The sequence below is a fragment of the Arthrobacter sp. R4 genome (genome assembly GCF_051365025.1).
In the GTDB taxonomy this organism is placed as follows: Bacteria; Actinomycetota; Actinomycetes; order Actinomycetales; family Micrococcaceae; genus Arthrobacter.
This window is the reverse complement of record NZ_JBLWIJ010000013.1, coordinates 61,930-88,090: the sequence shown is the minus strand read 5'-3', so window position 1 is coordinate 88,090 and position 26,161 is coordinate 61,930. Positions and strand designations below refer to the sequence as shown.

Sequence of the window (26,161 nt, the reverse complement as noted above, 5' to 3'; positions counted from 1 at the left end):
AGGAGGATGGATGGACATCAACGGTTCTGTCGCACTGGTCACGGGTGGGGCGTCCGGGTTGGGTGCGGCCACGGCGAGGCGGTTGTTCGGCGCCGGCGCTTCTGTGGTGCTGATCGACCTGCCGTCCTCCGCCGGCGAAGCGTTCGCCGCAGAGCTGAACAGCTCTACCCGGTCCGAGGCGACCGGGAACGGGCCCGCTGCTGCTGCGGGACCTGCTGGCCAAACCGCCGTCTTTGCGCCCGCAGACGTGACCAACGAAGCGGAGGTCCAGGCCGCCGTCGATACCGCCATCGCCCTGGGTCCCCTGCGGATCGTGGTGAACTGTGCCGGCATAGCCACGCCCGGCAAGGTGCTGGGGCGGGAGGGTGTCCTCCCGTTGGACGCGTTCAGCCGGGTCATCCAGGTGAACCTGATCGGGACGTTCAACGTGCTGCGGCTGGCTGCCGAAGCCATGGCCGCCACGGAACCCGCCAGCACCGAACTTGGCGGACCCGAGCGCGGCGTCATTATCAACACGGCGTCGGTTGCGGCCTTCGACGGGCAGATCGGCCAGCCCGCGTATGCCGCGTCCAAGGGAGCCGTCGCCGCCATGACCCTGCCCATCGCGCGGGAACTGGCGCGCTCGCTGGTGCGTGTGGTCACTATCGCCCCGGGCATCTTCGAAACCCCCATGATGGCCGGTCTGCCGCAGGATGCCCAGGATTCACTGGGCCGGCAGGTGCCGCATCCCTCCCGGCTGGGCAAACCGGCCGAATACGCGGCCCTCGTGGCCCACATCGTGGAAAATGCGATGCTCAACGGTGAAACGATCCGCCTGGACGGCGCCATCAGGATGGGCCCAAAATGAGTCCCGCTCCTGCCGCCGCGCAGCTGCCCGGGCCCGAATCCCTGCCCACGGCCGACTTTTTCCTGTTCGAATCCCTGCTGGTCCCGCACGAGCGGCGCAAACTGGCGGAGCTGCGGGAGTTCCTGGCCGCGGAAATCGCACCCCACGCAACCGACTGGTGGAACAACGCCGAATTCCCGGACCACATCCTCCCCAAACTGGCGGCCCTGGAACTGAGTACGCCGGCCCAGCGCGGCTACAGCCACCTGTTCGCAGGGCTGGTCATTGCCGAAATGACCCGGGTGGACACGTCAATCGCCACATTTTTCCTGGTCCACCACGACCTCTTTGTGGAGTCGCTGTATGCATTCGGTTCGCAGGCGCAGCGGGACAGGCTGCTCGCGGACGCGGCAAGCCTCCGCACCACGGGGGCGTTTGCACTCACCGAGCCCGCCCACGGCTCCGACGTCGCGGGCGGCATGGAAACCCGGGCGAGGCGCATTTCCGGTGCCACCGGAATGCCCGACGACGGCGGCGACACTTGGGTGCTCAACGGCGCCAAGCGCTGGATCGGCAACGGGACGTTCTGCGACTACATGCTGGTGTGGGCCCGCGACGAGGCCGACGGCAGCGTGCGGGGCTTCGTCGTGGACGCCTCACTGCCGGGCGTGAGCCGGAGCCGGATTGAGCACAAGATTGCCCTGCGGACCGTCCAGAATGCCGACATTGTCTTCGAGGATGTCCGCGTTTCCGAGGCTGACCGCTTTGCCGGAATCAAAAGCTTCGAGGACACCAACCAGCTCCTGAAAGGCTCACGGATCATGGTGGCCTGGCAAGCCGTGGGGCAGCAGTTGGCAGCCTTCGACGTTGCCCGGCAGTACGCCGTCGAACGCCAGCAGTTCGGCCGGCCACTGGCGAAGTTCCAGCTCATCCAGCAGCAGTTGGTCACCATGTTGGGCAACGCCGTGGCCAGCATGGGCATGATGGCACGGCTCGCCCAGCTCCAGGAGGACGGCGGCGCGGACATGGCCCAGGTGGCACTGGCGAAGTCTTACTGCAGTGCCCGGATGCGGGAGACCGTTGCGCTGGGCAGGTCCATCCTGGGCGGAAACGGCATTGTCACCGATTACCGGATGGCCAAGATCTTCGCGGACGCCGAAGCCATTTACACGTATGAGGGCTCGTTCGAAATCAACACCCTCATCGTGGGCCGGGTCATTACCGGGGTCTCCGCCATCGTCTGACGCCGCGCTCAGTCGGCGAGCATAGGATCCTTCTCGCCGGCCTCGATCCGGTAGTCCAGGCTGTTGTTCTTCACCGGCATGGGGCAGGTCCCGTAGGGGGTGAAGGCGCTGGGGTAGTTGATGGCCCGGTTGAAGTCCAGGACCACGGTGGGGTTTCCGGAGGGGTCGACGCGGGGCCGGGTGGTGGACACCTTCCGCCATTCGTCCGTGGAGTCTCCATTGGTTTCGTCATGGAACGTGACCGTGAGGGCGCCGAGCTTCTCTTCTTCGGCCTGCAGGTGGAACTCGTGATCCTTGCCGGGCAGGCGGAACACCAGTTCGCCCACCGACCGGTGCACGCCATCCACCAGCGGATTCGCGGTTCCGATGGGGACGTCCACCGGCTCCGGGTATGGCCGGAAGCTGGCCTCCACCACAAGGTCGGGCCGGTAATCAAAGGTGGGCACGCCGTCGAACTCCGTAAAGACCGGCGAGCCTGCATCCCGGGTGCGGATGGCATACTTCCCGGCACGCATGGCGAGCTCCACCACCACCTGCCTGCCGTCGTCACCCCCGAACTGCACCCACATCAGCGACTCTTCATCGACCAGCGCCGCCGTCACCGTTCCTTCAACAGGCTGCCCGGTCTCCACGAGCGTCAGTCCGTCTTCCGCGGAGGCGGTGAGTGCCGCCGTCGTACCGTCTGTTGACCACAGCCCGGGGACGAGGTCGACGGCGGCGGGCTGGTTATCGAGCCACTGGAACGAGGTGAGAGTCAGCCAGCCGTGGGGTGCCGCGAGTGCCTTGTTGCGGTTGGTGCGGAAACGCTGCCAGCGTTCCAGCTGGGCCGCAGGTGTGGTGTTCATGGTTCCTCCTGGACGTGGTGGCCCCGGCTACAACCCCGGCGGCGTACGGTTCATTCCACCACTGTTCGGTTGCCCTTGCCTTGAAGTTCCTGGGGAGTAACGTCGGAACCGGACTGTGGCACTGCACCTACGCTAAACGGAGGAACCATGAAGATTGCGGTCCTTGGGACGGGTACTGTTGGCCGGACCCTGGCCGGTGGACTGGCCGGGCTGGGGCATAGCGTGGTGCTCGGCACGCGCGATCCCCAGGAAACGTTCGCCCGCTCCGGCCCGGATGCCATGGGCGCCCCGCCGTTCAGCGAGTGGCACGCCGCCAACCAGGAGATTCCGCTGGAAACGTTCGCCGAGGCGGCCGCTGCCAGCGAGCTGGTGGTCAACGCCACCAACGGGGCGGGTGCCCTGAGCGCCTTGGGCTTTGCCGGCTCCGCCAACCTCTACCGCAAAGTGCTGGTGGACGTATCCAACGCGCTTGATTTTTCCCAGGGCATGCCGCCGGTCTTGAATCCGGTCAACACCGACAGCCTCGGCGAGAGGATCCAGCGCTCCTTCCCGGATGCCCGCGTGGTCAAGACCCTGAATACGATGAACGCGGGCCTGATGGTGGACCCCGGCCGGTTGGCCGGCGGGGACCATTCCGTGTTTGTCTCCGGCGACGACGCAGAAGCGAAGGAGACGGTCACAGGGCTGCTGCAGGAGCTGGGGCACCGGGACATCGTCGACCTCGGTGACATCACCACAGCCCGCGGAGCTGAAATGATGATGCCTGTGTGGCTGCGCCTCTACAGTGTGCTCGGCACCCTCGATTTCAATTTCAAGATCGTGCGCTGAAACATCGGAAAAGGCAGCGACACTATCTGAGACGGATTCCCCGGTGGCGGCCACCTGCGGGTAGCATCTTTAGCTAGTAACGTGGCTCACAGGTATCCAGCGCAGTGTACGAGCCAAGTCCGAACCCTCGAAAGATAGTTTCCATGGCTGACACTGCAATAAATTCCGAAACTGACCTTGCCGCAGAGCTGAGGGCTGATGTCCGGCGTGTTTCCACGCTGCTGGGTGAATCGCTGGTTCGCCAGCACGGACCCGAACTCCTGGACCTGGTGGAACAGGTACGCCTCCTGACCAAGGAATCCAAGGAAGCTGCCCGCGGCGGCGCGGATGCCACCGGCCCGTGGAGCGCCCACGACGTCGTCGCGCAGGTCCGTGAACTGCTCGGCTCCCTGCCCATCGAGCAGGCCACTGACCTGGTGCGCGCCTTCGCCTTCTACTTCCACCTCGCCAACGCCGCCGAACAGGTCCACCGCGTCCGTGGCCTGCGGACACGGGCGGAAAAGGACGGCTGGCTGGCCAAGGCCGTGTCCGACATCGCCGACCAAGCCGGCCCGGCCGTGCTCCAGGAAGTGGTCAATGGGCTGGATGTCCGGCCCATCTTCACAGCCCACCCCACCGAGGCCTCGCGCCGCTCGGTGCTGGACAAAATCCGCAAGCTCTCCGACGTGCTGGCCCAGCCCACCCACGAGGGCACCACGGCCCGGCGCCGGCAGGACCGCCAGCTGGCCGAAATCATTGACCAGATGTGGCAGACGGACGAACTCCGCCAGGTCCGGCCCACTCCGGTGGATGAGGCCCGCAATGCTATTTACTACCTCGGCGGCATCCTGACCGACGCCATGCCCGAGATGCTCACCGAACTCTCGGAACTGCTCGGCGAACACGGCGTCACCCTCGCCAACCAGAACGCGCCCATCCGCTTCGGGTCCTGGATCGGCGGCGACAGGGACGGCAACCCCAACGTCACGGCGTCCGTCACCCGCGAAATCCTCCAGATCCAGAACCAGCACGCAGTGCGCATCAGCATCGGCATGATCGATGAACTGATCTCCATCCTCTCCAACTCCACCGCCCTTGCCGGCGCGGACAAGGAGCTGCTGGAATCCATCGACGCAGACCTGAAAAAACTTCCGGGCCTGGACCGACGCGTGCTGGAGCTCAATGCCCAGGAGCCCTACCGGCTCAAGCTCACCTGCATCAAGGCCAAGCTGATCAACACGGGCAAGCGCGTGGCTACCGGCGCGGTGCACGAGCACGGCCGTGACTACAGCGCCACGGACGAGCTCCTGGCCGACCTCGAACTGCTGGAACTCTCGCTCCGGAACCACTCGGCGTCGCTCGCTGCCGACGGTGCGCTGGCACGCGTCCGCCGGGCCGTGGCGTCCTTCGGCCTGCACCTTGCCACCCTGGACATCCGTGAGCACGCCGACCACCACCATGACGCCGTCGGCCAGCTGATGGACCGGCTCGGTGGCCCGGGCCTGCGCTATGCGGAGCTCAGCCGGGAGGAGCGCTTCGAAGTGCTGGGATCGGAGCTGGCCTCGCGCCGCCCGCTCTCCGGGCACCCCATTAAGCTCGACGGCGTGGCCGATGGCACGTACGACGTCTTCCGTGAGATCCGCCGCGCCCTGCGCATCTACGGCCCGGACGTCATTGAGACGTACATCATTTCCATGACCCGCGGCGCTGACGATGTCCTTGCTGCAGCGGTCCTGGCCCGCGAAGCCGGCCTGGTGAACCTCTTCGGCGAAAACCCGCACGCCAAGATCGGGTTCGCACCGCTCCTGGAAACGGTGGAGGAACTCCGGGCCTCTGCGGAGATCGTGGACCAGTTGCTGTCCGATCCGTCCTACCGCGAACTGGTACGGCTCCGCGGCGACGTCCAGGAAATCATGCTCGGCTACTCGGACTCCAACAAGGAATCCGGTGTGATGACCAGCCAGTGGGAGATCCACAAGACGCAGCGGAAACTCCGCGACGTCGCCGCGAAGCACGGTGTCCGGGTGCGCCTGTTCCACGGCCGCGGAGGTTCCGTGGGCCGTGGCGGCGGGCCCACCTACGACGCCATCATGGCCCAGCCCAACGGAGTACTTGAAGGCGAGATCAAATTCACCGAACAAGGTGAGGTCATCTCGGACAAGTACTCGTTGCCTGAACTGGCCCGCGAAAACCTCGAACTTTCCTTGGCGGCGGTGCTCCAAGGCTCGGCGCTGCACCGCGATCCGCGGACGTCCGATGACCAGCGCGAGCGGTACGGGCACGTCATGGAAACCATCTCCGACGCCGCCTTCGACCGGTACCGGAAGCTGATCGACCATCCGGACCTCCCCGCGTACTTCATGGCTTCGACACCCGTGGAGCAGCTCGGCTCCCTGAACATCGGTTCGCGCCCGTCCAAGCGCCCGGACTCCGGCGCCGGCCTCGGCGGCCTGCGAGCCATCCCCTGGGTCTTCGGCTGGACCCAGTCCCGGCAGATCGTGCCGGGCTGGTTCGGCGTGGGCTCGGGCCTGAAGGCTGCCCGTGAGGCCGGGAGCTCCGCCCAGCTGGTGGAGATGATGGAGAACTGGCACTTCTTCCGCTCGGTTCTTTCGAACGTGGAAATGACGCTGGCCAAGACGGACCTGGACATCGCCGGTTACTACGTGGCCACCCTGGTCCCGGAAGACCTGCACCACCTCTTCCGGGCCATCCGCGAGGAGTACGACCTCACGGTCACCGAGATCCAGAACCTGACCGGCGAAAACGTGCTCCTGGATGCCCAGCCCACGCTCAAACGCTCACTCGAGATCCGCGACCAGTACCTTGACCCCATCAGCTACCTGCAGGTGGAACTGCTTCGCCGCGTGCGGGCCGGCCAGGGCGCCGAGGGTGAAAGCATCAGTGGGGCTGAGATCGACGAACGCCTCCAGCGGGCCATGCTGATCACGGTCAACGGTGTGGCAGCGGGCCTGCGCAACACCGGCTAACCACCACTTGCGCTATCACTTGTGGTCCTCATTCGGCCCCGATAAGGACCATAAGTGATAGGGCAACACGGGGTCTAGGTAAGGTTGACGGCATGCCTTCGTTCCAGACGCGCCTGAAAATCACCGGCTTGAAGCCCGGCAACCCGCCGGAAGCCGTGATGGCGGCCGCCGTAGAAGCGCTGGAGACCCGCCACCATGTGGAGTCCAACCAACTCGACATTGCCGGCGGCGTCCCGCAGTTGAACCTCCGCTTCTTGGTCGAAGCCACGGAATACAACGGTGAGAACCAGCAGGCGCGGGAGTCGGCTGCCATGATGCGCGACGCCGTCGAACGCGTTGCGCTGACAGGCTCGCTGATGGTGCTCCGCCGTAACCGCGGCCGCTGGGCGCCGATCTAGCTCAGCTGCCGAGGGGCCTTACGCTCCCGGGGCCTCAGCCGCAGGGGGCGGCTCGTCCACGGGGGAGCGGGTGCCGCGGCGCCGGGTCGCAATTATTCCGACGACGACGCCGATCACCAGGCCGAGGGCCACCCCGATCAGGGAGCTGGCCCAGAACGGCAGCTTCGTGGCGGAACCGGTGAAGTAGCCCAGGCCTACGAGCCAGCACGCCCAGAGGATTGCGCCGAGGCCCGCGCAGAGGCTGAACCCGCGGACCGAGACGTCGGCAATTCCGGCGGCAGCCGACGTCGCCAAGCGTCCACCCGGGATGAAACGCGCTCCGATGATGGTCCCGTAGGTGGAGGAGCGGCCGGCTTTGGCGATGGCCTCGTGGATGCCGTGGTGGACTTTCCTGCCCCAGCGCCAGCGATCAAGCACATGGCTCAGCCGGCGTTTGAAAAGCTGGAAAACCACCATGTCGCCAATCCAGGACGCCACAGCGGACAGAGCTCCCACCAGGAAGACGTTGGCCCGGCCGTCGGCCGAGAGCGCTCCGCCAGTGATGACCACCATCTCGGACGGGATGGGCGGGAAGATGGCATCGCCGAGGACCACGGGGATGATCCAGAAGTAGATCGCAGCCCCCCAGTTGTCCGCGTTGCCAAAGTCCATGGCCACAAAGTACCGCACTATCGGCCGGGGCGGTGTGGGCGCTTACGCCGAATGCCGGTGGCTAAGGTGCCGCCCAGCCAGGAAGTACCAGTATGGCCAGGCGGCCCACGCTGCGGCTCCCACCGCTATTCCGGCGCCTCCGATGCCCCAGCGGAACCATTTCGGTGCCCGCCCGACGACGGCGACCCCCGCCACCGGGAGTGCCGCCAGCAATGCCCCGCCGATGAACTGCCCCAGCCTCGCGAGGTCCCGGGGGTAGCCTCCTGCTTTGAGCAGTGCACGGTTGGCCAGCAGGAACCAGGCAGCCTGGACGGTCATGGCCCCGACGGAGATACCGGTGGACACCGTGAAATCGAGTTTCTTGAAAACGAGCAGGAAAGAGCTCGCGGCGCCGGCACCTGAGGCAATGATGACTACCCATTTGGCCGTCTCTGAACCCGGCGTTCGGCGAAGGCGCCGGTGAACCTGGACCACCACGGGGATGGCCACCAGGTTGAAGACGCCTCCGGTGGCGTCGTTGATGGTGCCGAAGATGAAGGGCCCGTTTTTGGGCACCTCGATGGCGTACATGGCACCAAGGGTTGCCACGCCCACCACACCGAGGCCTGCAGCGGCGTAGGCGAATGTGGCGGCCGTCCGGTCCCCGGGGATCTCACTGAGAATATCCATGGTTCTCCCACCTTTGCGCGAACCCTGCACACAGGATATTCCTGCTCCGGCCTGTCATCCAGAGGGTTCCGGTGGGACACTGGCCGCATGCGCATCCAGGTTCTCCAAGGCGACATCACCGCCCGCTCCGTGGACGCGATCGTGAACGCGGCGAATTCCTCGCTGCTGGGCGGCGGGGGAGTGGACGGGGCCATCCACCGGGCCGCGGGGCCCGAGTTACTGGCTGCCTGCCGGGCTCTGCGCGACACTGACCTGCCGCATGGACTGGCCGTGGGTGCCGCCGTCGCAACTCCGGGTTTCGGACTCGCGGCGCGCTGGGTCATCCACACCGTGGGGCCGAACCGCCATGCCGGACAGACCAACCGGGCGCTGCTGGTGTCGTGCTTCAGTGAAAGCCTGCGGGTCGCGGATTCAGTAGGTGCCGGCTCCGTCGCGTTCCCGGCCGTGGGCGGCGGGGTCTACGGCTGGCGGGGTAGCGACGTGGCCGCAGCCGCGTACGACGCCGTCAGCGGGTTTGGTGCCTCACATCCGGCCAGCGCGCTCGAGTTGGTGGAATTTGTGCTGTTCAGCTCCGAGATGGAGGAGGACTTCAAGGCCGTGTTCTGGCAACCTCGCTGAGCTCCAGCCGGCTGCGGTACTCCACTGGTTTTTGGCTGATGGGGTCCACGAACCTGATGCCGCGTGCCAGGAGCTGCAACGGCTTGGTGTAGTCGTCGGGGGCTTTGTCCAGCAGGTCGGGATAAAAGGCGTCGTTGACGATGCCCAGGCCCAGCGACGCCATATGTACCCGAAGCTGGTGGGTTTTGCCGGAGTGCGGCTCCAGCCGGTAGCGCGCCAGGCGCTGCGGACCGTTGCCAGTGGCGGGGGTGCCCGCGGCACCTCCGGGAGTGCCGCCGTCGAACGTTTCCAGGCGCTCGATCCGGGTCTCCGCGTTGGGTTCGCCGTCGATCACTTCGGCCAGCAGGTAGCTGCGGGACTTGGTCATCCGGTTCCGCACCACAACTGGGAAATCGACGGCGGGGTAACCCGGCCCTGGCTCAGCGGCGGAGACGCATTCGTACTCCTTTTGTACCTGGCGCTTCTCGAAGAGCACCTGGTACCTGCCGCGGGTTTCGGGATTGGTGGACAGCAGCAGCACGCCTGCGGTCATCCGGTCCAGGCGGTGCATGGGGATCAGGTCCGGAAGGTCCAGCTGGTTCCGGAGCCGGACCAGGGCCGACTCCTGGATGTAGGTGCCGCCGGGGGTGGTGGGCAGGAAATGCGGCTTGTCCACCACAAGAAGGTGTTCGTCCTGGTGCAGAATGTCCAGCTCCACCGGGATACGGGTCTCGGGCGGCAGCGTGCGGTAGTACCAAATGAAGGTGTGGTCCGCCAGCCTGGTGGCCCGGTCCAGGGGAATGCCGCCCTCACCAACGATCTCGCCGGCGTCGAACCTGTCCTCGATGCCCTGCGGATCGATGTGGCCCCAGCGGTGCATCATATAGTCCAGCGCGGTGTCCCACGGCCCCTCGTCCGGGAGGCGCAGGCGGGTGGCGTTGACGCCGTCGCGCACAGGGAGGGGGGATTGCATCACCGGTCCATTCTACTTTGCCGGCTCCTTGGTCCCCGCCCGTCGTGTTACCGACGGTAAAAAAGTTCTTGACAAGAAAAGTTGTCGGTAGCCATACTTTAAGCATGTTGGACATCGAAGTGATCGAGGACCCCGCTGCGGCGGAAGCGTCGCTGGACCCGATCCGGACGCGCATCCTCCGGGAGCTCTCTGAGCCGGGGTCGGCCACGCGGCTCGCCGCCAAAGTGGGACTGCCCCGGCAGAAGGTCAACTACCACCTCAAGGCCCTCGAACGGCACGGGCTGGTGGAGCTGGTGGAGGAGCGGCGCAAGGGGAACGTCACTGAGCGCGTCCTCCAGGCGACGGCGGCCTCCTACCTGATTTCGCCGGTGGCTCTAGCCTCGGTGGCCCCGGACCCGCACAGGTTCTCGGACCGCTTTTCGGCCTTCTGGCTGTTGGCGCTCGCGGGCCGCATGGTCCAGGAAATGGGCAAGCTGATCGCCGGTGCCGCCGCCGCACGGCAAAAGCTCGCGACGTTCGCGATCGACGGCGAGGTAACCTTCCGCACCGCAGCAGACCGCGCCGCCTTTGCCGAGGAGCTCGGCGTGGCGGTGACCCGCCTGGTGGACAAGTATCACGACGGCGGCAGCGGCACTCGCCCAAGCGGCACCCCGGCGGGCGGCGGGCGCAAGCATCGGCTCGTCGTCGCGCTTCACCCTGTACTTAAGACCCCCATCAAACCCTTTTCAGCGAAGGAGCAGGACAATGACTGAAAACCGTGAATTTGAAATCGTCTGCGACACCGAACTTCCAGGCACTCCCGAACGTGTCTGGGAAGCCGTGACCAAAGGCACTCCGGCATGGATGTTCCCCACGGATCAGTGGCCGGACGTCAAGACTGTCCAGGAGTACCCCACGCACCTCGTCTCCCGGATGGACGGCCCGGACGGCTGGTTCAACCAGTTGGAGCACGTCCTGGAACCGCTCGACGGCGGCCGCGCACAGCTGCATTATGTCCACAGCGGGATTTTCGCCGACAACTGGGATGAGCAGTACGACGGCGCGAGCAAGCACACGGAGTTCTACCTCCACACGCTGGGCCAGTACCTGAAGTACTTCGATGGCATGCCTGTGGTGTTCACGGACATCCAGGCTCCGGCGGCGTCGCAGTCCCCGGACGGTTTCGAACGGCTGAAGAAGGCGCTGGGCGTGGACACCGCCGCGCAGGGCGCCGCCGTTGAGCTTGAGGTCGACGGCGTGGGGCGGCTTTCCGGCGAAGTGGACTTTTCCAATGAGAACTTCCTGGGGCTGCGGACGGCGGATTCGCTGTATCGGTTCTTCGGCCGCAACGCCTTTGGCGCTCCGGTGGGCATGACTGTCCACGACTTCAGGGGCAGCGGGGACTCGGACGCCACCGCCAAGGCCTGGGGCTTGTTCCTGGAAAAGGTCTACGCATAGGGGGGGCTTTGCGCATCGCGGGCGGTTCAGCGCGGCGGGAACGTCCACGCGGGCGCTCGCGAAACCAGGGCGTCAGGCGGCCCAACCGCGGGCGATGGCGTCCAGGGCCGAGCTGTACACTGCGGCCCAGTCCGCGTCCGGCGGCCCCACCTGCGCCAGTTCCAGGCTCACCAGGCCATGGACCTGCCCCCAGATAGCGACGGCGACCATCTCCGCGGGTGCCGGCAGCAGGGTTCCGGCCGTCTGGGCTGTGGCGACGGCGTTGATCAGGGGCACCATGGCATCGGCGGCTACATCAGGACTGGGCTGGCAGTCGACGTACGCAGCCAAGGCGCCCCCGAACATCAGCCGGTAGAGGGCCTGGTGCTCCAGCGCCCAGGTCCGGTAGGCCACGCCAAGTCCCTGCAGTCCACCCGGGGAGGCTGCCACTTGTGAGTCATGGAATGAACGGAATCCGTCGTCCACGACGGCGGTCAGGAGTTGGGATTTTCCGCCGAACAGCGAATAGACGGCCGTGGTGGAGGTACGGGCAGCCGCTGCCACATCGCGCAGCGTCACCCGCGCAGGGCCGTCACGGTCCACCAGGTCGGCGGTGACGGCCAACAGCTCCTGCCGTAGGGAATCGGTGTGCACTACAGGTCTTGCCATGAGGTTCATTGTTTCATAACCTTGTTTTGTAACATTGTTATGAAACAAGGTTACGAAACCCTGAACCCAAGGAGTTCCATGGCGCAGAAAGTATTTCCGGGCCGCTACACCGCTGACCCGGAACGTGAATCCGTGACGGTCTTCTTGATCGGGATGAGGGCAAACCGATGGTGGAAGGTCGGAGCCGTCGGCAAGGTGGCTGCCGCCATGCCCAGGATGCTCCAGCACCTGGCCGCGGACCCGGCGGCAGGAATGCTGGGATATGAGCAATGGTTCGGCCGCACCACCATGCTGCTCAGTTACTGGGAGAGCCCGGAGCATCTGCGGAAGTTCGCCGCCGACCGAGAATCCCCGCACCTGGAGCCCTGGCGCAGATTTATGAAAGAACTCGCCGGTACCGGGGACGTGGGCGTCTGGCATGAGACATACCAGGTGCCTGCCGGCGGAATTGAGGTCGTTTACAACGGCATGCCGCTGTTTGGCCTCGCCAAGGCCACCGCGCATGTCCCGGTCGGGGCCGGAACAAACACCGCAAAGCAGCGGATGGGCCGGACCGCCGGCCGCGGCGCCAGCGCCACCTGACCCGGAAAGCGGCCCCTGACCAGGAGGGGCGCTGGGTCCTTCGAGAGCTGACCGTCAGGCGATCGCCACGGCCGGAGCGTTCTTGAGGGTCCGGCGAAGCTGCGGGGCCGCGTCGAGCCTTTCCTGGGCCGAACGCAGGGCCAGGACTGCGATCTCCAGTTGCTCCGGTGGCAAGGTAAACGGAACACGGAGGTACCGTTCGAAGGCGCCGCCAATTCCGAACCGGGGCCCTGCGGCCAGCCGGATGCCGAAGTCGGGGGCGATCACCGTCAGAGCGGTGCTGAACGATGCGGGGAGCCGGCACCAGACGGACAGTCCGCCGGCCGGGCGCCCCGTTTCCCATTCCGGGAGGTGCCCTGCGAGGAGTTCCAGGAGGGCTGCGCGGTTGTCCCGGAGGGCGGTCAGCCGTGAGGGGAGGGGTTCCTCGAGGGCACGGACCAGGTGGGCCGCCGCCAACTGTTCCATGACCGGTCCACCCAGATCCAGGGATGTCCTTGCCGCTGCAAAGCGTTGGATCATGGCTTCTGAGGCGCGGATCCAGCCCGTACGGAGTCCGCCCCAGTGGGACTTGCTGAGCGAGCCGATGGTGACCACCTCGGGGCTGAAGGCTGCCACGGGAGTGGTCTCCGCGCCGTCGAGGTTCAGTTCCCGGAGTGTTTCATCCACCACCAGCACCGTTCCCGCGGTTGCGGCTGCCCGGACCAGTTGGCGGCGCTGGAGATCGGGCATCAGCTGACCCGTGGGGTTGTGGAAGTCCGGCACCACGTACGCGATCTTCGGGCGCTGCTGCATCATGGTGGCCTGCAGCGCGTGCATGTCCCACACCAAGGCGGGTGGACCGCCGTCGGCCTTGTCAGTGTTGGCGCCGTGGGCCGTGGTGAAGGCCACTGGAACGGCCCGGCAGCCGGCCGCGCGGATAGCATCGAGGGCGTTCGGATAGCTGGGATGCTCCACCAGTACCCTGTCCTGCCGGCCCGCCAGCGCGCGGATGATGATGTTCAGGGCGTGCTGGGCGCCCGACGTCACCAAGATCTGTTCGGCGCTGGTCGGCGCGCCGGCAGCGGAGTAGCGGGCGGCCACGGCCTCGCGCAAAGGGAGCAGGCCCATGGCGTCATACCCGAATCCTGGCAGCAGCGCGGGAAGTTCCGTGAGTGCTGCCGCGAACGCGCGGTGCACCACCTCGCCGCTGGCGGGCAGCGATGCGTAGGCGAGGTCGATCAGGCCTTCCGGTGCCGCCAGCCCGGGGGCAGCGAGTCCGGCTGCCGCGAGCCCAGCTGTCGCAACTCGCGGAGAAGCAGTTCCGGCGCTCCGCCCTGTGCCTGTCACGCCCGGACTGAGCACCGTCGTGCCGAGCGGCGTCAGGCGGGGAATCCGGGTCCGGCCCCTGCTGCCTTGCCCGCTGCTGAGAAAACCCTGCTCGCGGAGGTGGGCATACGCCGCTGTCACAGTGGTCCGGCTGACGCCCAATGCCTCAGAGAGCCCGCGCTCGCTGGGCAGGGCGGTGTCGAGGGCCACCCTGCCGTCAAGGACCAGGAGGCGCACGACGTCGGCGAGTTCGCGGTAAGCAGGTGCGGCACCGAGGTTCCACTCGCCCAGGAGACGGGCCAACGCGGACGGGTTCAGTGAAGGGGACATAATGCCAGTATCTCAAACTGGCTATATGTTTCAATGCCAGTTAGCTGTCACAGTTGTCGTTATGTTGACCCGCAGACTCCTCCAGCTCTTTGTTGGCCTCGCCATGTACGGCATATCCCTGGCCATGTTCATCCGCGCCGGCCTTGGCCTGGACCCGTGGGATGTGTTCCATCAGGGCGTTGCCGGCAGGACCGGACTGAGCATCGGTGTAGTGGTCATCATTGTCAGTTTCCTGGTGCTGCTCCTCTGGATCCCGCTGCGGCAGTGGCCGGGCTTCGGCACGCTCTGCAACGCCGTGCTGGTGGGCGTTTTCGCGGACGTTGGCTTGGCCCTGATCCCAACGTTCTCGCATCTGGGTGGCCAGATCGGCCTGCTGGCAGGCGCCGTGCTGCTGAACGGCATCGCGTCCGCCTGCTACATCGGTGCCCGGTTCGGTCCAGGGGCCAGGGACGGCCTGATGACAGGCCTGGCACGGCGCACCGGCTGGTCGGTTCGGGTCTCGCGCACCCTGATTGAGGTTGTGGTGCTCGGCGTCGGCTGGCTACTGGGCGGTTCGGTGGGCGTGGGCACAGTGGTCTACGCCCTCGCCATCGGACCGCTGGTGCAGCTGCTGCTCCCGTGGTTTATGGTGCCTGCGGCTATTCCAAGGGCAGGTGTCCCCGAGCCCGACACCGGTGGGCAGCTCACCGGTGTGCCGGTCGACCCCGCTGGTGCTGAACCGCTGGCCCGGAACGCCTAGGACCCGCTAGCCAGCACCGGCTGGCACTGTGGACAGAAATAGATGTCCCGTTCCTCTTCGCCGTTGGGTTTGCCGAGCACGCCGCGCCGGATGGGGGTCCGGCACTTGAGGCACGGCTGGTGTTCGCGCCCGTAAACCCAGTAGCCTGGCCGGCCCGCCATCCGTCCCACTGGCATGCCGCGCGGATTCAGGATGGTTACCCGGCGGCCCGGACCCAGATTGGCTTCAAGCAGCTGTTTGGCGTCCGTCATCAGGGTCAGGAGGTCCGCCACGGCCGATACCGGCGACGCCGGGTGCACGCCGGACAGGAAGCACGCCTCGCAGCGGTAGATGTTGCCGATGCCTGCCAGGTTGCGCTGGTCCAGCAGGGCGACGCCGATGGGCACCTCGGGTGCCGCGCGGATCCGCCGTTCCGCCTCGGCTGGGTCCCAGTCCGGACCCAGCAGGTCCGGACCCAGATGGCCCACGATGGTGTCCTCCTCCGCAGTCTTGACCACCTCCACGATGCCCAGGGAAAATCCGACGGCGTCTGCCGCGGCCGTGCGGAGTACGCACCGGGCGGTGAAACCCGGCTTCCGCCAGCGTCCTCCCGGCGGATAGACCTGCCAGCTGCCTTCCATTTTCAGGTGCGAGTGGATGGTGAGTTTCCGATTCTCCGGCCCCACGACGCGCATCAGGAGATGCTTGCCTCGGGGGACCACCTCTTCCACGGTCCAGCCTGCGAGGTTGAGGGTGGCGAACCGGGGGACGCGGAAGTCCGACGCGGTGAGCGTCTGCCCGGCCAGGGCTTGGTGCAGCTGCTGGGCAGCCCGCCAGACGGAGTCGCCCTCAGGCACGGATCCTCAGCCCCTTGGGGGTGGAGTATGCCCCGGCCGCGGCCAGGGCTGCTGCCACCGGGGTGTCCAAAATGCCATGGCCGTTCACTTTTTCCATGATGAGCTTGTCCACGGCGCCGCGCGTGACCACACCCACCAGCGCCGAGCCGGCAGCGGACAGCACGGGTTCGTCGTCGCTGAAGGCCAGCAGTGTTTTGCCTCCCCGTTCAACGTAAAGGACCAGCGCGCCGTCAACGAGCACCACCAGTGCACCCGCCTTCCGTCCGGGCCGGTGGCCGGTTCCGGCCTCCTCGTTGAGGGCGGGCCAGGGCAGGGCAGCCCCATAAGGGTTGGCCGGATCGGTGGCCGCAAGCGCCAGGGCGATGGGCTCGGGCTTCACAATCTGGGTGTCCTCGGAATAGGAACGCAGCCGGTCCACCGTTGCCGGAACCGCGAACTGGGCAGCCCCGAGATGTTCGATGAAGTACCCGCGGCGGCAACGCCCAGCCTCTTCCAGCCGGGCCAGGACCTTGTACATCAGGCCGAAACCGCCCAGGATCTGCTCGGCCATAACCGAGCCTCGGGTGACAACGCCGTACCTGTCCAGCAGGAGCTTAGCGGTGGCCCGGGCATGGATGGTGGGGTCCAGTTCCGGTGAGGGCAGGGCGGACCAGCGTCCGGCTGCCATTGGCGGTGTGGCCGCGGCTCCGGACGCTGTGCCGTAGCGCCCGCCGCCCAAGCCAGAGGAGCCCAGGCCGGGGGAGCCTAAGAGGCCCGTGCCGTGGGAGCGGCCCAGCCGGCTCATTCTTGGAGCCCGCAGCCGTGGTGCCTTCGAAACCTGGCGGTGGGCCGTGTGGCCCCCGGCGATGAGGGCCCGGACCGGCGCGAAGGTGTCGCCGGTGATCCGCCCGGCCCACGCGAGGTCCCACAAAGCTGACACCACGTCCTGGTCGCTCAACACTGCGTCCATGCCCCCGGCAACCTCCGTCAACTGGCGGAAGAAGTAGCCGCCGCCGTTGTTCCGGAGGTAGTCCAGCAGCCGTTGTTGCGCGTCGCCGGGCTCATATTCGACGGCGGGGTTCAGCGTCAGTTCGGCCGAATCTGCCAGGTGCAAGCTGATCCAGCCGTCGTTCCCGGGAAGCCCGCCGGCGCCGGACCAGAGGACTTCCCCGGCGGCCATCAGCTCGTCCAGCATGGCGGGCTGGTAGTTGGAGACCCGGCTGGCCAGCACAAGCGGCTCCCAGGCCGATGCCGGGACCGGAACCCCGGACAGCTGGTCGATAGCGGTAATGATTCCGTCCAGCCCGCGCAGGGAAGGCTGTCCGCGGCCGGCGCCTGGCGTCCTGACGTGCTGCCACGCGGGCAGGAACCGCCCGTAGGCGGCGGCATCTACCGGCTCCACTTCTGCGCGCAGTGCCGCCAGCGACCGGCGCCGCAGCTTCCGGAGCACCTCGGCGTCGCACCATTCGCTGGTGGGCGGGGACACGTGCACTTGCGTGGATTCTGGCAGCGGTGTGGGGTTCTGCACCGCCGGGTCGGAGTGGCTGGCATCCGGGTCCACGAGGTCCGCGGAGGCTACGTCCAGGGGACCTTCAATGGCTGGGGTTTCTTGGCCCGGTGTGGCATGGGGCCGGAACTCGCCTTCCACCACACGGCCGTCCGCGGCGAGGCGCTTCAGTGCCGTGCTGACAACGGCGACGCCAAGGCCCAGCCGTGCCGCTGCCTCGGATGCCGTGAAGGGGCCGTGGGTCCGGGCATACCGGGATACAAGATCGCCGAGGGGATCCGCCACGGGCTCGATGAAGGCCAACGGCACGCCCATCGGCAGCGGGACACCGATCGCATCCCGCAGGCGTGCAGCGTCCTCGACGGCGGCGAACCGCTCCACTCCGCCGATATTGATTTTGATGGCACGGTTGGCCCGCTGCAGTGCGGCCAGGTGGGAAGTTGCAAGGGCGGCGTCGGCGTGCGGGGTTTCGGCGGGCTCAGCCGCAGTAGCGGGCTCAGCCGCAGTAGCGGGCTCAGCCGCGGGGGTGGAATCGGGCACTGTGGCCGGTTCCAGCCGCGCCGCGACCTCTTCGATGGCCAGCGGACCAAGGAGCCTTAGGAGGTCGGCAACGCCTTCCAGCCCGCGGGCACGGCGGTCCGGGGCCAGGCGCTGCAGTTCAAGCTCGGTGGCCTCGATGACTTTGGCATCGAGCAGCTCACGGAGTTCCACCCGGCCCAGCAGCTCGTTCAGGAGCGTCGAGTCCAGTGCCAGGGCGGCGGCACGGCGTTCGGCCAGCGGGGAGTCGCCCTCATACAGGAACTGCGCCACGTACCCGAAGAGCAGGGACTTCGCGAAGGGCGACGGCTGCTGGGTGGTGGTCTGCACAATCCGCAGTTCGCGTCGTTCGATGGACGCCGCAATGTCTTTCAGTGCAGGGAGGTCGTACACGTCCTGCAGGCACTCGCGGACCGTTTCCAGCACGATAGGGAACGTGGGGTACTTTCGGGCCACGTCCAGGAGTTGGGCGGACCGCTGGCGCTGCTGCCACAGGGGCTGCCGCTTGCCCGGAGTTTGGCGGGGGAGCAGCAAGGCGCGAGCGGCACACTCGCGGAAGCGCGAGGCAAACAGGGCGCTGCCGCCCACCTCGGCGGTGACAATCTGTTCCAGTTCCTCGGGGTCAAAAAGGAAAAGCTCAGCCCCGGGCGGCTCGTCCTCCATCATCGGGACGCGCAGCACAATGCCGTCATCGGCCGCCATTGCTGAGCCGTCCACGCCATACCGCTGGTGGAGGCGCTGCCCGACGGCGAGCGCCCAGGGAGCGTGCACTGGCATGCCGAACGGGCTGTGCAGGATCACACGCCAGTCACCGAGTTCATCATGGAACCGCTCCACTACCAAGGTGGTGTCGTTGGGAACCACGTCAGTGGCGAGCTTCTGCTCTGCCAGGTACTGGATCAGGTTGTTCGCGGCGAATTCATCCAGGCCGCTGGCCTGGCAGCGTTCGGTGGCAGGCCCGACGTCGGACGCGGACAGTTCCCGCACGAAGGCGCCCAGCGCGCGGCCCAGGTCCACGGGCCTGCCCAGCGAGTCACCCTTCCAGAAGGGAAGTTTGCCGGGCTGGCCGAAGGCTGGCGATACGAGGACGCGGTCGTGGGTGATGTCCTCGATCTTCCAGCTCGTGGCGCCGAGGGCAAAGATGTCGCCCACCCTGGATTCGTACACCATCTCCTCGTCGAGTTCGCCCACGCGGCGGCCGCCCTTGGCCGGGGAGGGTGTGGCCGCCTTGCCGTCACCTGAGGGGGAAGCCGAACCTTCAACCTCGGTGCCGATGATGTAGACGCCGAACAGGCCGCGGTCAGGGATGGTGCCGCCCGAGGTGACGGCTAGCCGTTGGGCGCCCGGCCTGCCTTCGATGGTGCCGGCGTTGCGGTCCCAGATGATCCGGGGGCGGAGCTCCGCGAATTCGTCGGACGGATAACGGCCGGCCAGGAGATCCAACGTGGCCTCAAAGGCGGAACGGGGGAGGGAGGCGAAGGGCGCGGACCGCCGGACCGTGGAGAACCACTCCTCCACATCGATGCTTCCCAAGGCAGTGGCTGCGACAGTCTGCTGCGCCAGGATGTCCAAGGGATTGGCCGGGACAAAGAGCCGCTCGATCTTTCCCCCGAGCATCCTCTCAACGGTGATGGCAGTGTGGACAAGGTCTGCCCGGTGCTTGGGGAAGAGCACGCCCTGGGAAATTTCGCCCACCTGGTGACCGGCCCGGCCCACCCTTTGCAGGCCGCTGGCCACGGAGGGCGGGGATTCCACCTGCACCACGAGGTCCACGGCTCCCATGTCGATGCCGAGCTCCAGGGACGAGGTGGCAACGACGCACCGCAGCCGGCCGGACTTGAGGTCGTCCTCGATCAGGGCACGCTGGTCCTTGGAGACGGAGCCGTGGTGGGCGCGGGCCAGCACAGGATCGGCGCCGGCGGTGCTGCCGGCCTGCGCCATCATGTGGGCGGGTGTTGCCGTGGACACCGGTACAGTCGCTACCGGAACAGCTGACGCCGTAACACCCGCAGGCCCGTCCGTCGCAGCCCCGGGCTCAACGTCCCCCCAACCGCCGCCGACGGCCACGAGTTGCCGCTCGGCGTAGATCTCGTTCAGTCGCGCTGTGAGGCGCTCGGCAAGGCGGCGGGAGTTGGCGAAGACGATGGTGGACTGGTTGGCCAGCACCAGGTCAACGATTTTTTCCTCCACATGTGGCCAGATGGAGGCCTGCGGCTGGAGCCCTGAAGCCGGGCCGGAGTCGAAGGCTCCGGCTGCGCCCTGGAGGTCGGACATGTCTTCCACCGGAACGGAAACAGTGAGGTCCCAGTTTTTGCGCGATGGCGGCGCCACGATCTCTACCGGTGCGGACCCGGCTAGGAACTGGGCCACCAGCTCGCGGGGCTCAACCGTGGCCGAAAGTCCGATGCGCTGGGCCGGTTTGGGCAGTAGGGCATCGAGCCGTTCCAGCGAAACGGCCAGGTGCGCCCCCCGCTTGGTGCCTGCGACGGCGTGGACCTCGTCAACGATGATGGTGTCCACTTCGGTCAACGTTTCGCGGGCCCTGGACGTCAGCATCAGGAACAGCGATTCGGGCGTGGTGATGAGGATGTCCGGCGGGTTGCTGAGCAGCGCGCGGCGGTCCGCGGTCGTGGTGTCCCCGGACCTGACCCCCACAGTGATCAGCGGGGCAGGCAGCTCCAGCCGCTTGGCCGTCTGCGTAATGCCGATCAGGGGTGAGCGGAGGTTCCGTTCGACGTCGACGCCCAGGGCTTTCAGGGGCGAGATATACAGGACCCGGGTTTTACGCTTGGGAGCCCGGGGGCGCCTACCCTTTCCTGGAGGCGCGTCGATGCCGGGCAGCTCCGGAGCAGGCGCCGGGGCGGAGGACAGCAGGCGGTCCAGGGCCCACAGGAAGGCCGCGAGGGTCTTGCCTGACCCGGTGGGCGCCACCACGAGGGCGTGCGAGCCGGAGGAGATGGCGTTCCAGGCGCCAATCTGGGCAGGAGTCGGCTCCGAAAAGGCGCCCAGGAACCAGTCCCGGGTGGGGCGGCTGAACCTGCCCATGGGGGCGTCTGAAACGGCGTGTGGACCGGTTTCAGGCGGCTGGTTCTCCTGCATGCCTCCATCATGCCCTACCCCACCGACAGGACGGCCGGCCCAGGCGGGCCGGTGAATTCCAGGGCCAGGATCGCTGGCTCCGGCCCCTCCCTCCGGCGCGGTCAACCCTTATCTGCCCGTGCGAGATCCTTTGTGGCCGGGCCCTCGAGGAGGTGTCCGTCGCTGCTGAACCGGGAGCCGTGCAGCGGGCAGTCCCAGGTCAGTTCGCTGTCATTCCAGGTGACTATTCCGCCGAGATGGGTGCAGACCGCAGAGAGCCTGCACGTGGTTCCGTCCACAGTGGATACAGCCACTGGACGGGCGCCGTCGCGGTAAACCTTCCCTTCGCCGTCGGCCGGGGTTGCAGCGGCAGCATGCCGTGGTGCCTTCCGTTCCCCAGCCGCCACCTTGCCCCATCCGGAAGCCAGCTTCACGGCCACTTGGGCGTTGAGCTTTACCGCCGTGAGCGCACCGGCCGGGGACGTGACCCGGTGGTGGATGGTGTCCGCCCAAGGGAGCTGGCCGCCCAGGATGTCGGCGGAAATGCCCAGGGCCGCGGCCACGGCATTGGTCATGCCCCACTTGTTGTAGCCCGTGCCGAAAAGGATCCGCCCCCGTCCCCGCGGCAGTGTCCCAAAGAAGGGCATGAGGTTGGTGGCCTGGTAATCCTGGGCTGACCAGGTGTGGGTGGCTGTGGCACCGGGGAAGTAGGTGCCCGCCCAATCCAGCAGCCCGTCCAGGTGCGCCTTCTCCGAAGCTGTCCGCCCCACGTGATGGCCATGTCCGCCTACCAGCAGGTACCTGCGTCCATCCGTTTCATAGTCGCGCAGCGAATGCGTCGGTTCCTCGGCCGAAAGGTACATTCCCGGTGGGAGCGCCAGTTCCGCGGGCAGTTCCAGGGCCGCGGCGTAGGAACGGAGCGGTTTGAGCTTGGTGAAGTAGAGGCCGCGGTCCAACACGGGGATTCCGGTAGCCAGCACCACATGGTTGGCTGTGACGTTGCCCCGGTCCGTCCGGACTGTCAGTGGGCCGTTCCCGGCGACATCCCGCAGCCGCACGCCGCCCACAATCGTTCCGCCACGGCTGCGGAGGTCCGCCATGAGGGCGTCCAGGGCGTCCATGGGATTGATCTGGGCTTGGCCTGCCAGCTTCAAGGCGCCCTGCACCGGGAAGGGAAGGCCGGCGTCGCCCGTGTAGTCAATGTCCAAGCCTGCGGTGGTCCCGGCGGTGAGTTCCTCGCGGAGCCGTTCCAGCCCGTCGCCCGTGGTGGCGTAGGTGTACGCGTCCCGGGTCTGGAAGGGCACGCCCTGCTCCTGAAGGTAACGCAACAGCCAGGCCTGCCCCTCCCGGTTGGCGTCCACATAGGCCTGGACCTGCTTTGCCGAATATTGGCGGGCCAGCCCGGACAACACTGTTCCCTGCAGGAGGCTGACCTTGGCCGTGGTATTGCCTGTGGTCACCGCGCCGGGGTAGCGGGCTTCCAGCACGAGGACCCGCTGGCCGGACCTTGCGAGCAATAACGCGGTGACGAGTCCCGTCAGCCCGGCCCCGGCGACCACGGTGTCGTATGCGCTGCCAGCCCGGAAGGGGTCAGGACTGAAGGATTCTTTGCGGTCCAACCAAATCGACGTCATCTGAGCCCACCCTTCCGCTGTGCTGGCCGCTCAACGCAGCCACTGACGGGATCCCGCAACAGGCAGGACCCCCAACATGATAAGTGTACTTATGATGCCGGGAGATGGGGTTCCTCAGGCAGCCTGGAAAGCCCCGATAGTCAGCAAGCCAACCGTGGCGTTGCTGCAGGCCTGCGTTGGCTGGGCCAGGAATAGGGACGCAGTGTCTTCCGGCGGGTAAATCCGGTATCCGGCGGCAGGCACCATGGTGCAGTCCGGGAAGTTGCCCGCCTGCGTGTAGCGCAAAACTGCCGCACCGCTTTGGCCGGGGGCAAGCAGGACGTCCACCGCAGGCGTGGTCTCGTCGCGTGTTGCGGGCGCCCCGATAGGGGCTCCGTTGGCGGCGGCCGTAAGGGAGACACCGGGGAAACCCTTGAGCAGGCACGATTCGGCGCCGGTGTTGGTCAGGGTGAGCGTCATGTAAACGCTGCCGGCCGCCCCGCCTCCCGTGGAATCGTTGGTGGCGGACAGGGTGGCAGCCTTGCACAGCGCGGGCCCTGCCGCCGTGGGGGTGGCGGACGACGGCGGCGATGCAGTTGTGCTGGGTGCGGCGGAGGACGTGGTGGGGCTGGCGGAGGAAGGGCCGGGTTCCGTGCTTGCCTGCGTCTGCGGCTGGCTTGGACCGCAGGCGGTGAGCAGCAGTGCCGCTGCGGCAGCCGCCGTCGTGATGACGAACCCCTGTGATAAAAGTTGAGACCTCATGGCACAACCATTGTGGCTGGTGTGACAGGAGTCAATGATGCGACGCGTGGCAGCGCCGATTTGATGCCCGGATCGTGATGATCCGGGCAGCAAATCGCCGGGTTTGGGAGGTGCCTGTGCGGTTACTGGCCGGGCGTCGCCGCTTCCTGCTTGCGCTTCGCGCCGCTGCGGGCGAGTGCAATACCGCCGAGCGCCAGTCCACCCACGCCCGCTGCCAGGCCGGCCCAGCTGCGTGCCTCGGCGCCGCTGTCCGTCACTGCTGAGGCCTGCTCGCTGGAGTGCGCCGCGGTTGCGGCAGCGCTGTGGTTATCAGTGCCGGCCGCTGCTGTGATGGTGATGGATGGCGCCGGAGCCTTCAGCGAGTGCGGGTCCTGGCCGTCCTTGGCGATTTGCGACCAGTCCGTCTGGCCCGTTTCGCAGGTCTGCAGGGTGGGGAAATAGAGCGTGGTGCCTGCCGCGTCCGGCAGTTTCATGGATAGCACCAGGGCGTCGCGCAGATCATGGGCGAGGGGCGCCTTGGCGGTGTAGACGATCTGGCTGGTGCGCTTGGTGATGGATGTGCCGTCGGCCAGTTTCCTGGGTTCCGCCAGCTGTTCGGTCACCTTTTCGACGGTCCAGTTGGGGTTCACCGTGGGCTGGGCGTCGTTGAGTTCTGCCGGCAGGGTGATGGCTACCTTGGTGGTGCCTGATTCTTCGCAGCCGTGCGGGATGCCGAACGTCAGGAGGGCGTACGAGTTTGCGGCTGTCTTGTCCGGGGTGACTCCGACGTGCGCCGACGCGCCGCCTGCGGCCGCCAGCAGGAGCGCCGCGGTGCCGGCAGCAGTGATGAGGGTACGGCGAATGGTGGAAGTGTTCATGGGGTTTGCCTTTCGGACGCACGCGACGGAATCGGGCGTGCGGAATTACGGGTTGAGGCCCGTCACCTGTGGTCCGGTGCGGGCAGAGTCAGGAAAGCACGACGGCGGAAGGCGGGCCGCGTCGGCAGTCTTGCCGGAGGTTCCGCCAGGGACGGGCCGGGGAAAACGGCGGCGGGCCGGGCACCGCCGGTGCCGCACCGGCGTCGGGCGTTATTGCCTCCGGAAGCCGGACCAGCGGCCTGAGCCACGCGGCTAAGCCCCACAGGGCGTCCTCGCCTTTAGCGAGGAGCAGGGCGCAGGCTGCCGTGGCCACCACGTGGGCAAGGAGCATCAGCGTTCCTTCGGCGGAATCCGTTCCATGAAGGTGGGTGGTGGATCCGACAAGGGGGGCAGCTGCGCCGGAAGCGTGATGAATGTCGGCCGCGCCCGGCCCGGTGGCAAGGGCGCCGTCGGAAAGTCCGGGGGCGCTGAAGGCTGTGAAGATTTCGTGGAGGGCGAGCTGTCCGGCACCAAGCAGCGCAATCATTGCGGCCCCATTGAGCTTGAACCGGGTGGCCGTGGTGGCCGCCAGCCCGGTCAGTGCCAGCACCGCCAGCAGGATTCCCGCTGCGGGGAGGTCCCCACCGCCCAGTATGTGGGCCCCGGCAGCGAGCGTCAGGATTCCCGCGGAGACGGCGGCGGCGCGGAGGAGATGGAAGGGAGTCCGGGCATGGTGCGTACGCACGGGCCTCCCTCAGTTTTTGGTGACATTTGGCTGCCGCTGCGCGTGTAGGCGTGGGCTTCTCCGATTCTACCGGTGGTTCGGGGCGCCCTCTGCGGAGACCTGACTGCCAGCGAGGAGCTCTGCCAGGACGTCCGCCGCAGTGTCGTGGCGGATCAGTGAGGCGGCTTGGCCCGCCCATAATGACATCAGCTCCGTGTTGCCCTGGGCCGCTGCTTGCGGCCGGAAGCGGCCGGTGAGCCAGTTCTGGACCGGGAAGGGGGCTATTGCGCCGGACGCGGAGAGGTCGGCGATGATGCGGTTCGGGATGCCGCGGGCCAACCGCCCGCTGAGGGCCCGGGTGAGGACGGTTTCGCCGGCGGCAGGGCTGTGCAACACGGCACGATACGCCGGCACGGCAGCCGATTCCCGAGTGGCCAGGAAGGCCGAGCCAACTTGGACGGCGTCGGCGCCGAGGGCAAGTGCGGCAGCATAGCCGCGGCGGTCAGCGATGCCGCCGGCGGCGATCACTGGGATTCCGACGACGTCCCTCACCTGGGGAACCAGGGCGAACGTGCCGATGAGGGACTCCTCTGCGGGCTTGAGGAAAGAAACCCGGTGGCCGCCGGACTCCATGCCGCTGGCCACTACGGCGTCCACCCCGCCAGCCTCCAGTGCAACGGCCTCAGCAACGGTCGTGGCCGTGCCTACTACCACGATTCCACGCCGGTGCGCCTCCTCGACAAGGTCTGGAGCGGGAACCCCAAACACAAAACTCACGACGGCGGGCGCCGCCTCCAGCGTGGCCTCCACCTGCTCGTCGTAGTCGGCGAGGTAGCGGTCCGGCATTGCCGGAACGGGCAGCCCTACTTCGTCGAAGTAAGGCCGGAGGGTTTCGACGTAATTGTTGAAGTCCTTTTGGGGGAGATCGGTGACTTCGTCGCCCGTGGGGACCCAGAGGTTTAGGGCAAATGGCTTAGGGGTAGCTTTCCTCAGCTCAGCGGCGGTGGTGCGGATGGCATCCGCGCCGTAGCCGTACAGGCCATAGGAACCCAGCCCGCCGCCGTCGCTCACGGCTGCCGTCAGCGCCACGGAAGAGACACCGCCGAAAGGGCCGAGGACCACCGGAACGTCCGTGCCGAACAGTTCCGTGATGCGGTGTGGCTGGGCGGGTGTGGCGTAGGCGGGCGTCATGGCGTGGCTCCTTGAGGTCGCGGGCGGCTTCAGGACCCAGTGTGGCAGTGCTGCGGACCG

The 26,161-nt window shown here is 67.1% G+C and carries 23 protein-coding genes; 10 read left to right on the top strand and 13 right to left on the bottom strand.

The genetic code is table 11. From position 1 onward, the window contains the following. The first annotated feature begins 10 nt into the window (after positions 1-10). Both ACLKOZ_RS08885 and ACLKOZ_RS08880 read left to right on the top strand, forming a co-directional pair. Entirely contained in the window at positions 11-847 is an 837-nt protein-coding gene (locus ACLKOZ_RS08885; protein ID WP_436474437.1) for a 3-hydroxyacyl-CoA dehydrogenase, read from the top strand. Next, positions 844-2,070 (top strand): acyl-CoA dehydrogenase family protein, encoded by a 1,227-nt coding sequence (locus ACLKOZ_RS08880; protein ID WP_436474435.1) that lies wholly within the window; start codon positions 844-846, stop codon positions 2,068-2,070. Before ACLKOZ_RS08885 ends, ACLKOZ_RS08880 begins: the two co-directional genes overlap by 4 nt. An 8-nt stretch (positions 2,071-2,078) precedes the next feature. Here ACLKOZ_RS08880 and ACLKOZ_RS08875 read toward each other — a convergent pair whose 3' ends face one another. Then, on the bottom strand, positions 2,079-2,915 hold the full coding sequence (locus tag ACLKOZ_RS08875; RefSeq protein ID WP_436474433.1) for a DUF1684 domain-containing protein: 837 nt from the start codon (positions 2,913-2,915) through the stop codon (positions 2,079-2,081). A gap of 147 nt (positions 2,916-3,062) precedes the next feature. On the opposite strand from ACLKOZ_RS08875, the gene ACLKOZ_RS08870 reads away from it, so the two are divergent. The 3 genes from ACLKOZ_RS08870 to ACLKOZ_RS08860 all read left to right on the top strand — a co-directional run bounded on the left by ACLKOZ_RS08870 (position 3,063) and on the right by ACLKOZ_RS08860 (position 7,107). Beyond that, a complete protein-coding gene (locus tag ACLKOZ_RS08870) occupies positions 3,063-3,743 on the top strand; it encodes an NADPH-dependent F420 reductase (RefSeq protein ID WP_337351896.1) in 681 nt (226 codons plus the stop codon). A gap of 143 nt (positions 3,744-3,886) precedes the next feature. Further along, on the top strand, positions 3,887-6,709 hold the full coding sequence (gene ppc, locus ACLKOZ_RS08865) for a phosphoenolpyruvate carboxylase (RefSeq protein WP_337348024.1): 2,823 nt from the start codon (positions 3,887-3,889) through the stop codon (positions 6,707-6,709). A gap of 92 nt (positions 6,710-6,801) precedes the next feature. Continuing rightward, entirely contained in the window at positions 6,802-7,107 is a 306-nt protein-coding gene (locus ACLKOZ_RS08860) for a hypothetical protein (protein WP_337348025.1), read from the top strand. 18 nt (positions 7,108-7,125) lie between these two features. Here ACLKOZ_RS08860 and ACLKOZ_RS08855 read toward each other — a convergent pair whose 3' ends face one another. Next, positions 7,126-7,758, bottom strand: a complete 633-nt coding sequence (locus ACLKOZ_RS08855; RefSeq protein WP_337351897.1) for a DedA family protein — start codon at positions 7,756-7,758, stop codon at positions 7,126-7,128. Positions 7,759-7,800: 42 nt separating this feature from the next. Then, complete coding sequence (locus ACLKOZ_RS08850) at positions 7,801-8,427, bottom strand: hypothetical protein (RefSeq protein ID WP_436474430.1); 627 nt, start codon at positions 8,425-8,427, stop codon at positions 7,801-7,803. Positions 8,428-8,514: 87 nt separating this feature from the next. On the opposite strand from ACLKOZ_RS08850, the gene ACLKOZ_RS08845 reads away from it, so the two are divergent. Further along, the gene (locus tag ACLKOZ_RS08845) at positions 8,515-9,045 is read left to right on the top strand and encodes an O-acetyl-ADP-ribose deacetylase (protein ID WP_436474428.1); all 531 of its coding nucleotides are present in this window, start codon (positions 8,515-8,517) and stop codon (positions 9,043-9,045) included. Here the strand turns inward: ACLKOZ_RS08845 and ACLKOZ_RS08840 are convergent. Further along, the gene (locus ACLKOZ_RS08840; protein WP_436474426.1) at positions 9,017-9,997 is read right to left on the bottom strand and encodes an RluA family pseudouridine synthase; all 981 of its coding nucleotides are present in this window, start codon (positions 9,995-9,997) and stop codon (positions 9,017-9,019) included. The genes ACLKOZ_RS08845 and ACLKOZ_RS08840 overlap by 29 nt on opposite strands. 104 nt (positions 9,998-10,101) lie before the next feature. Between ACLKOZ_RS08840 and ACLKOZ_RS08835 the strand changes: the two genes are divergently transcribed. Together ACLKOZ_RS08835 and ACLKOZ_RS08830 are read left to right on the top strand one after the other, a co-directional pair. Then, entirely contained in the window at positions 10,102-10,749 is a 648-nt protein-coding gene (locus ACLKOZ_RS08835; protein ID WP_436474424.1) for an ArsR/SmtB family transcription factor, read from the top strand. Continuing rightward, on the top strand, positions 10,742-11,434 hold the full coding sequence (locus ACLKOZ_RS08830; protein ID WP_436474422.1) for an SRPBCC domain-containing protein: 693 nt from the start codon (positions 10,742-10,744) through the stop codon (positions 11,432-11,434). Before ACLKOZ_RS08835 ends, ACLKOZ_RS08830 begins: the two co-directional genes overlap by 8 nt. Before the next feature lie 72 nt (positions 11,435-11,506). Here ACLKOZ_RS08830 and ACLKOZ_RS08825 read toward each other — a convergent pair whose 3' ends face one another. Further along, positions 11,507-12,082, bottom strand: coding sequence for a TetR-like C-terminal domain-containing protein (locus ACLKOZ_RS08825; RefSeq protein WP_436474420.1), 576 nt, complete (start codon positions 12,080-12,082; stop codon positions 11,507-11,509). 78 nt (positions 12,083-12,160) lie between these two features. Between ACLKOZ_RS08825 and ACLKOZ_RS08820 the strand changes: the two genes are divergently transcribed. Further along, on the top strand, positions 12,161-12,664 hold the full coding sequence (locus ACLKOZ_RS08820; protein WP_436474418.1) for a DUF4188 domain-containing protein: 504 nt from the start codon (positions 12,161-12,163) through the stop codon (positions 12,662-12,664). A gap of 54 nt (positions 12,665-12,718) precedes the next feature. On the opposite strand, the gene ACLKOZ_RS08815 is transcribed toward ACLKOZ_RS08820, so the two are convergent. After that, the gene (locus tag ACLKOZ_RS08815; RefSeq protein WP_436474416.1) at positions 12,719-14,299 is read right to left on the bottom strand and encodes a PLP-dependent aminotransferase family protein; all 1,581 of its coding nucleotides are present in this window, start codon (positions 14,297-14,299) and stop codon (positions 12,719-12,721) included. Positions 14,300-14,360: 61 nt separating this feature from the next. Here ACLKOZ_RS08815 and ACLKOZ_RS08810 point away from each other — a divergent pair, with 61 nt between their 5' ends. Beyond that, entirely contained in the window at positions 14,361-15,038 is a 678-nt protein-coding gene (locus ACLKOZ_RS08810; protein ID WP_436474414.1) for a YczE/YyaS/YitT family protein, read from the top strand. Here the strand turns inward: ACLKOZ_RS08810 and ACLKOZ_RS08805 are convergent. From ACLKOZ_RS08805 to ACLKOZ_RS08775, 7 genes are all read right to left on the bottom strand, one after another. Then, the gene (locus ACLKOZ_RS08805) at positions 15,035-15,874 is read right to left on the bottom strand and encodes an Fpg/Nei family DNA glycosylase (protein WP_436474412.1); all 840 of its coding nucleotides are present in this window, start codon (positions 15,872-15,874) and stop codon (positions 15,035-15,037) included. The genes ACLKOZ_RS08810 and ACLKOZ_RS08805 overlap by 4 nt on opposite strands. Continuing rightward, positions 15,867-20,996 (bottom strand): DNA glycosylase AlkZ-like family protein, encoded by a 5,130-nt coding sequence (locus ACLKOZ_RS08800; protein WP_436474410.1) that lies wholly within the window; start codon positions 20,994-20,996, stop codon positions 15,867-15,869. The genes ACLKOZ_RS08805 and ACLKOZ_RS08800 overlap by 8 nt, the downstream gene beginning before the upstream one ends. Before the next feature lie 101 nt (positions 20,997-21,097). Further along, positions 21,098-22,609, bottom strand: a complete 1,512-nt coding sequence (locus ACLKOZ_RS08795; protein ID WP_436474408.1) for an FAD-dependent oxidoreductase — start codon at positions 22,607-22,609, stop codon at positions 21,098-21,100. A gap of 114 nt (positions 22,610-22,723) precedes the next feature. Further along, positions 22,724-23,350: a DUF4232 domain-containing protein gene (locus ACLKOZ_RS08790; RefSeq protein ID WP_436474406.1), complete on the bottom strand. Its 627-nt coding sequence runs from the start codon at positions 23,348-23,350 to the stop codon at positions 22,724-22,726. Positions 23,351-23,472: 122 nt separating this feature from the next. Then, the gene (locus ACLKOZ_RS08785; protein WP_436474404.1) at positions 23,473-24,207 is read right to left on the bottom strand and encodes a YcnI family copper-binding membrane protein; all 735 of its coding nucleotides are present in this window, start codon (positions 24,205-24,207) and stop codon (positions 23,473-23,475) included. 88 nt (positions 24,208-24,295) lie between these two features. Continuing rightward, entirely contained in the window at positions 24,296-24,931 is a 636-nt protein-coding gene (locus tag ACLKOZ_RS08780; protein ID WP_436474402.1) for a hypothetical protein, read from the bottom strand. 66 nt (positions 24,932-24,997) lie between these two features. Next, on the bottom strand, positions 24,998-26,101 hold the full coding sequence (locus ACLKOZ_RS08775; RefSeq protein ID WP_436474400.1) for an NAD(P)H-dependent flavin oxidoreductase: 1,104 nt from the start codon (positions 26,099-26,101) through the stop codon (positions 24,998-25,000). Positions 26,102-26,161: the final 60 nt, after the last annotated feature.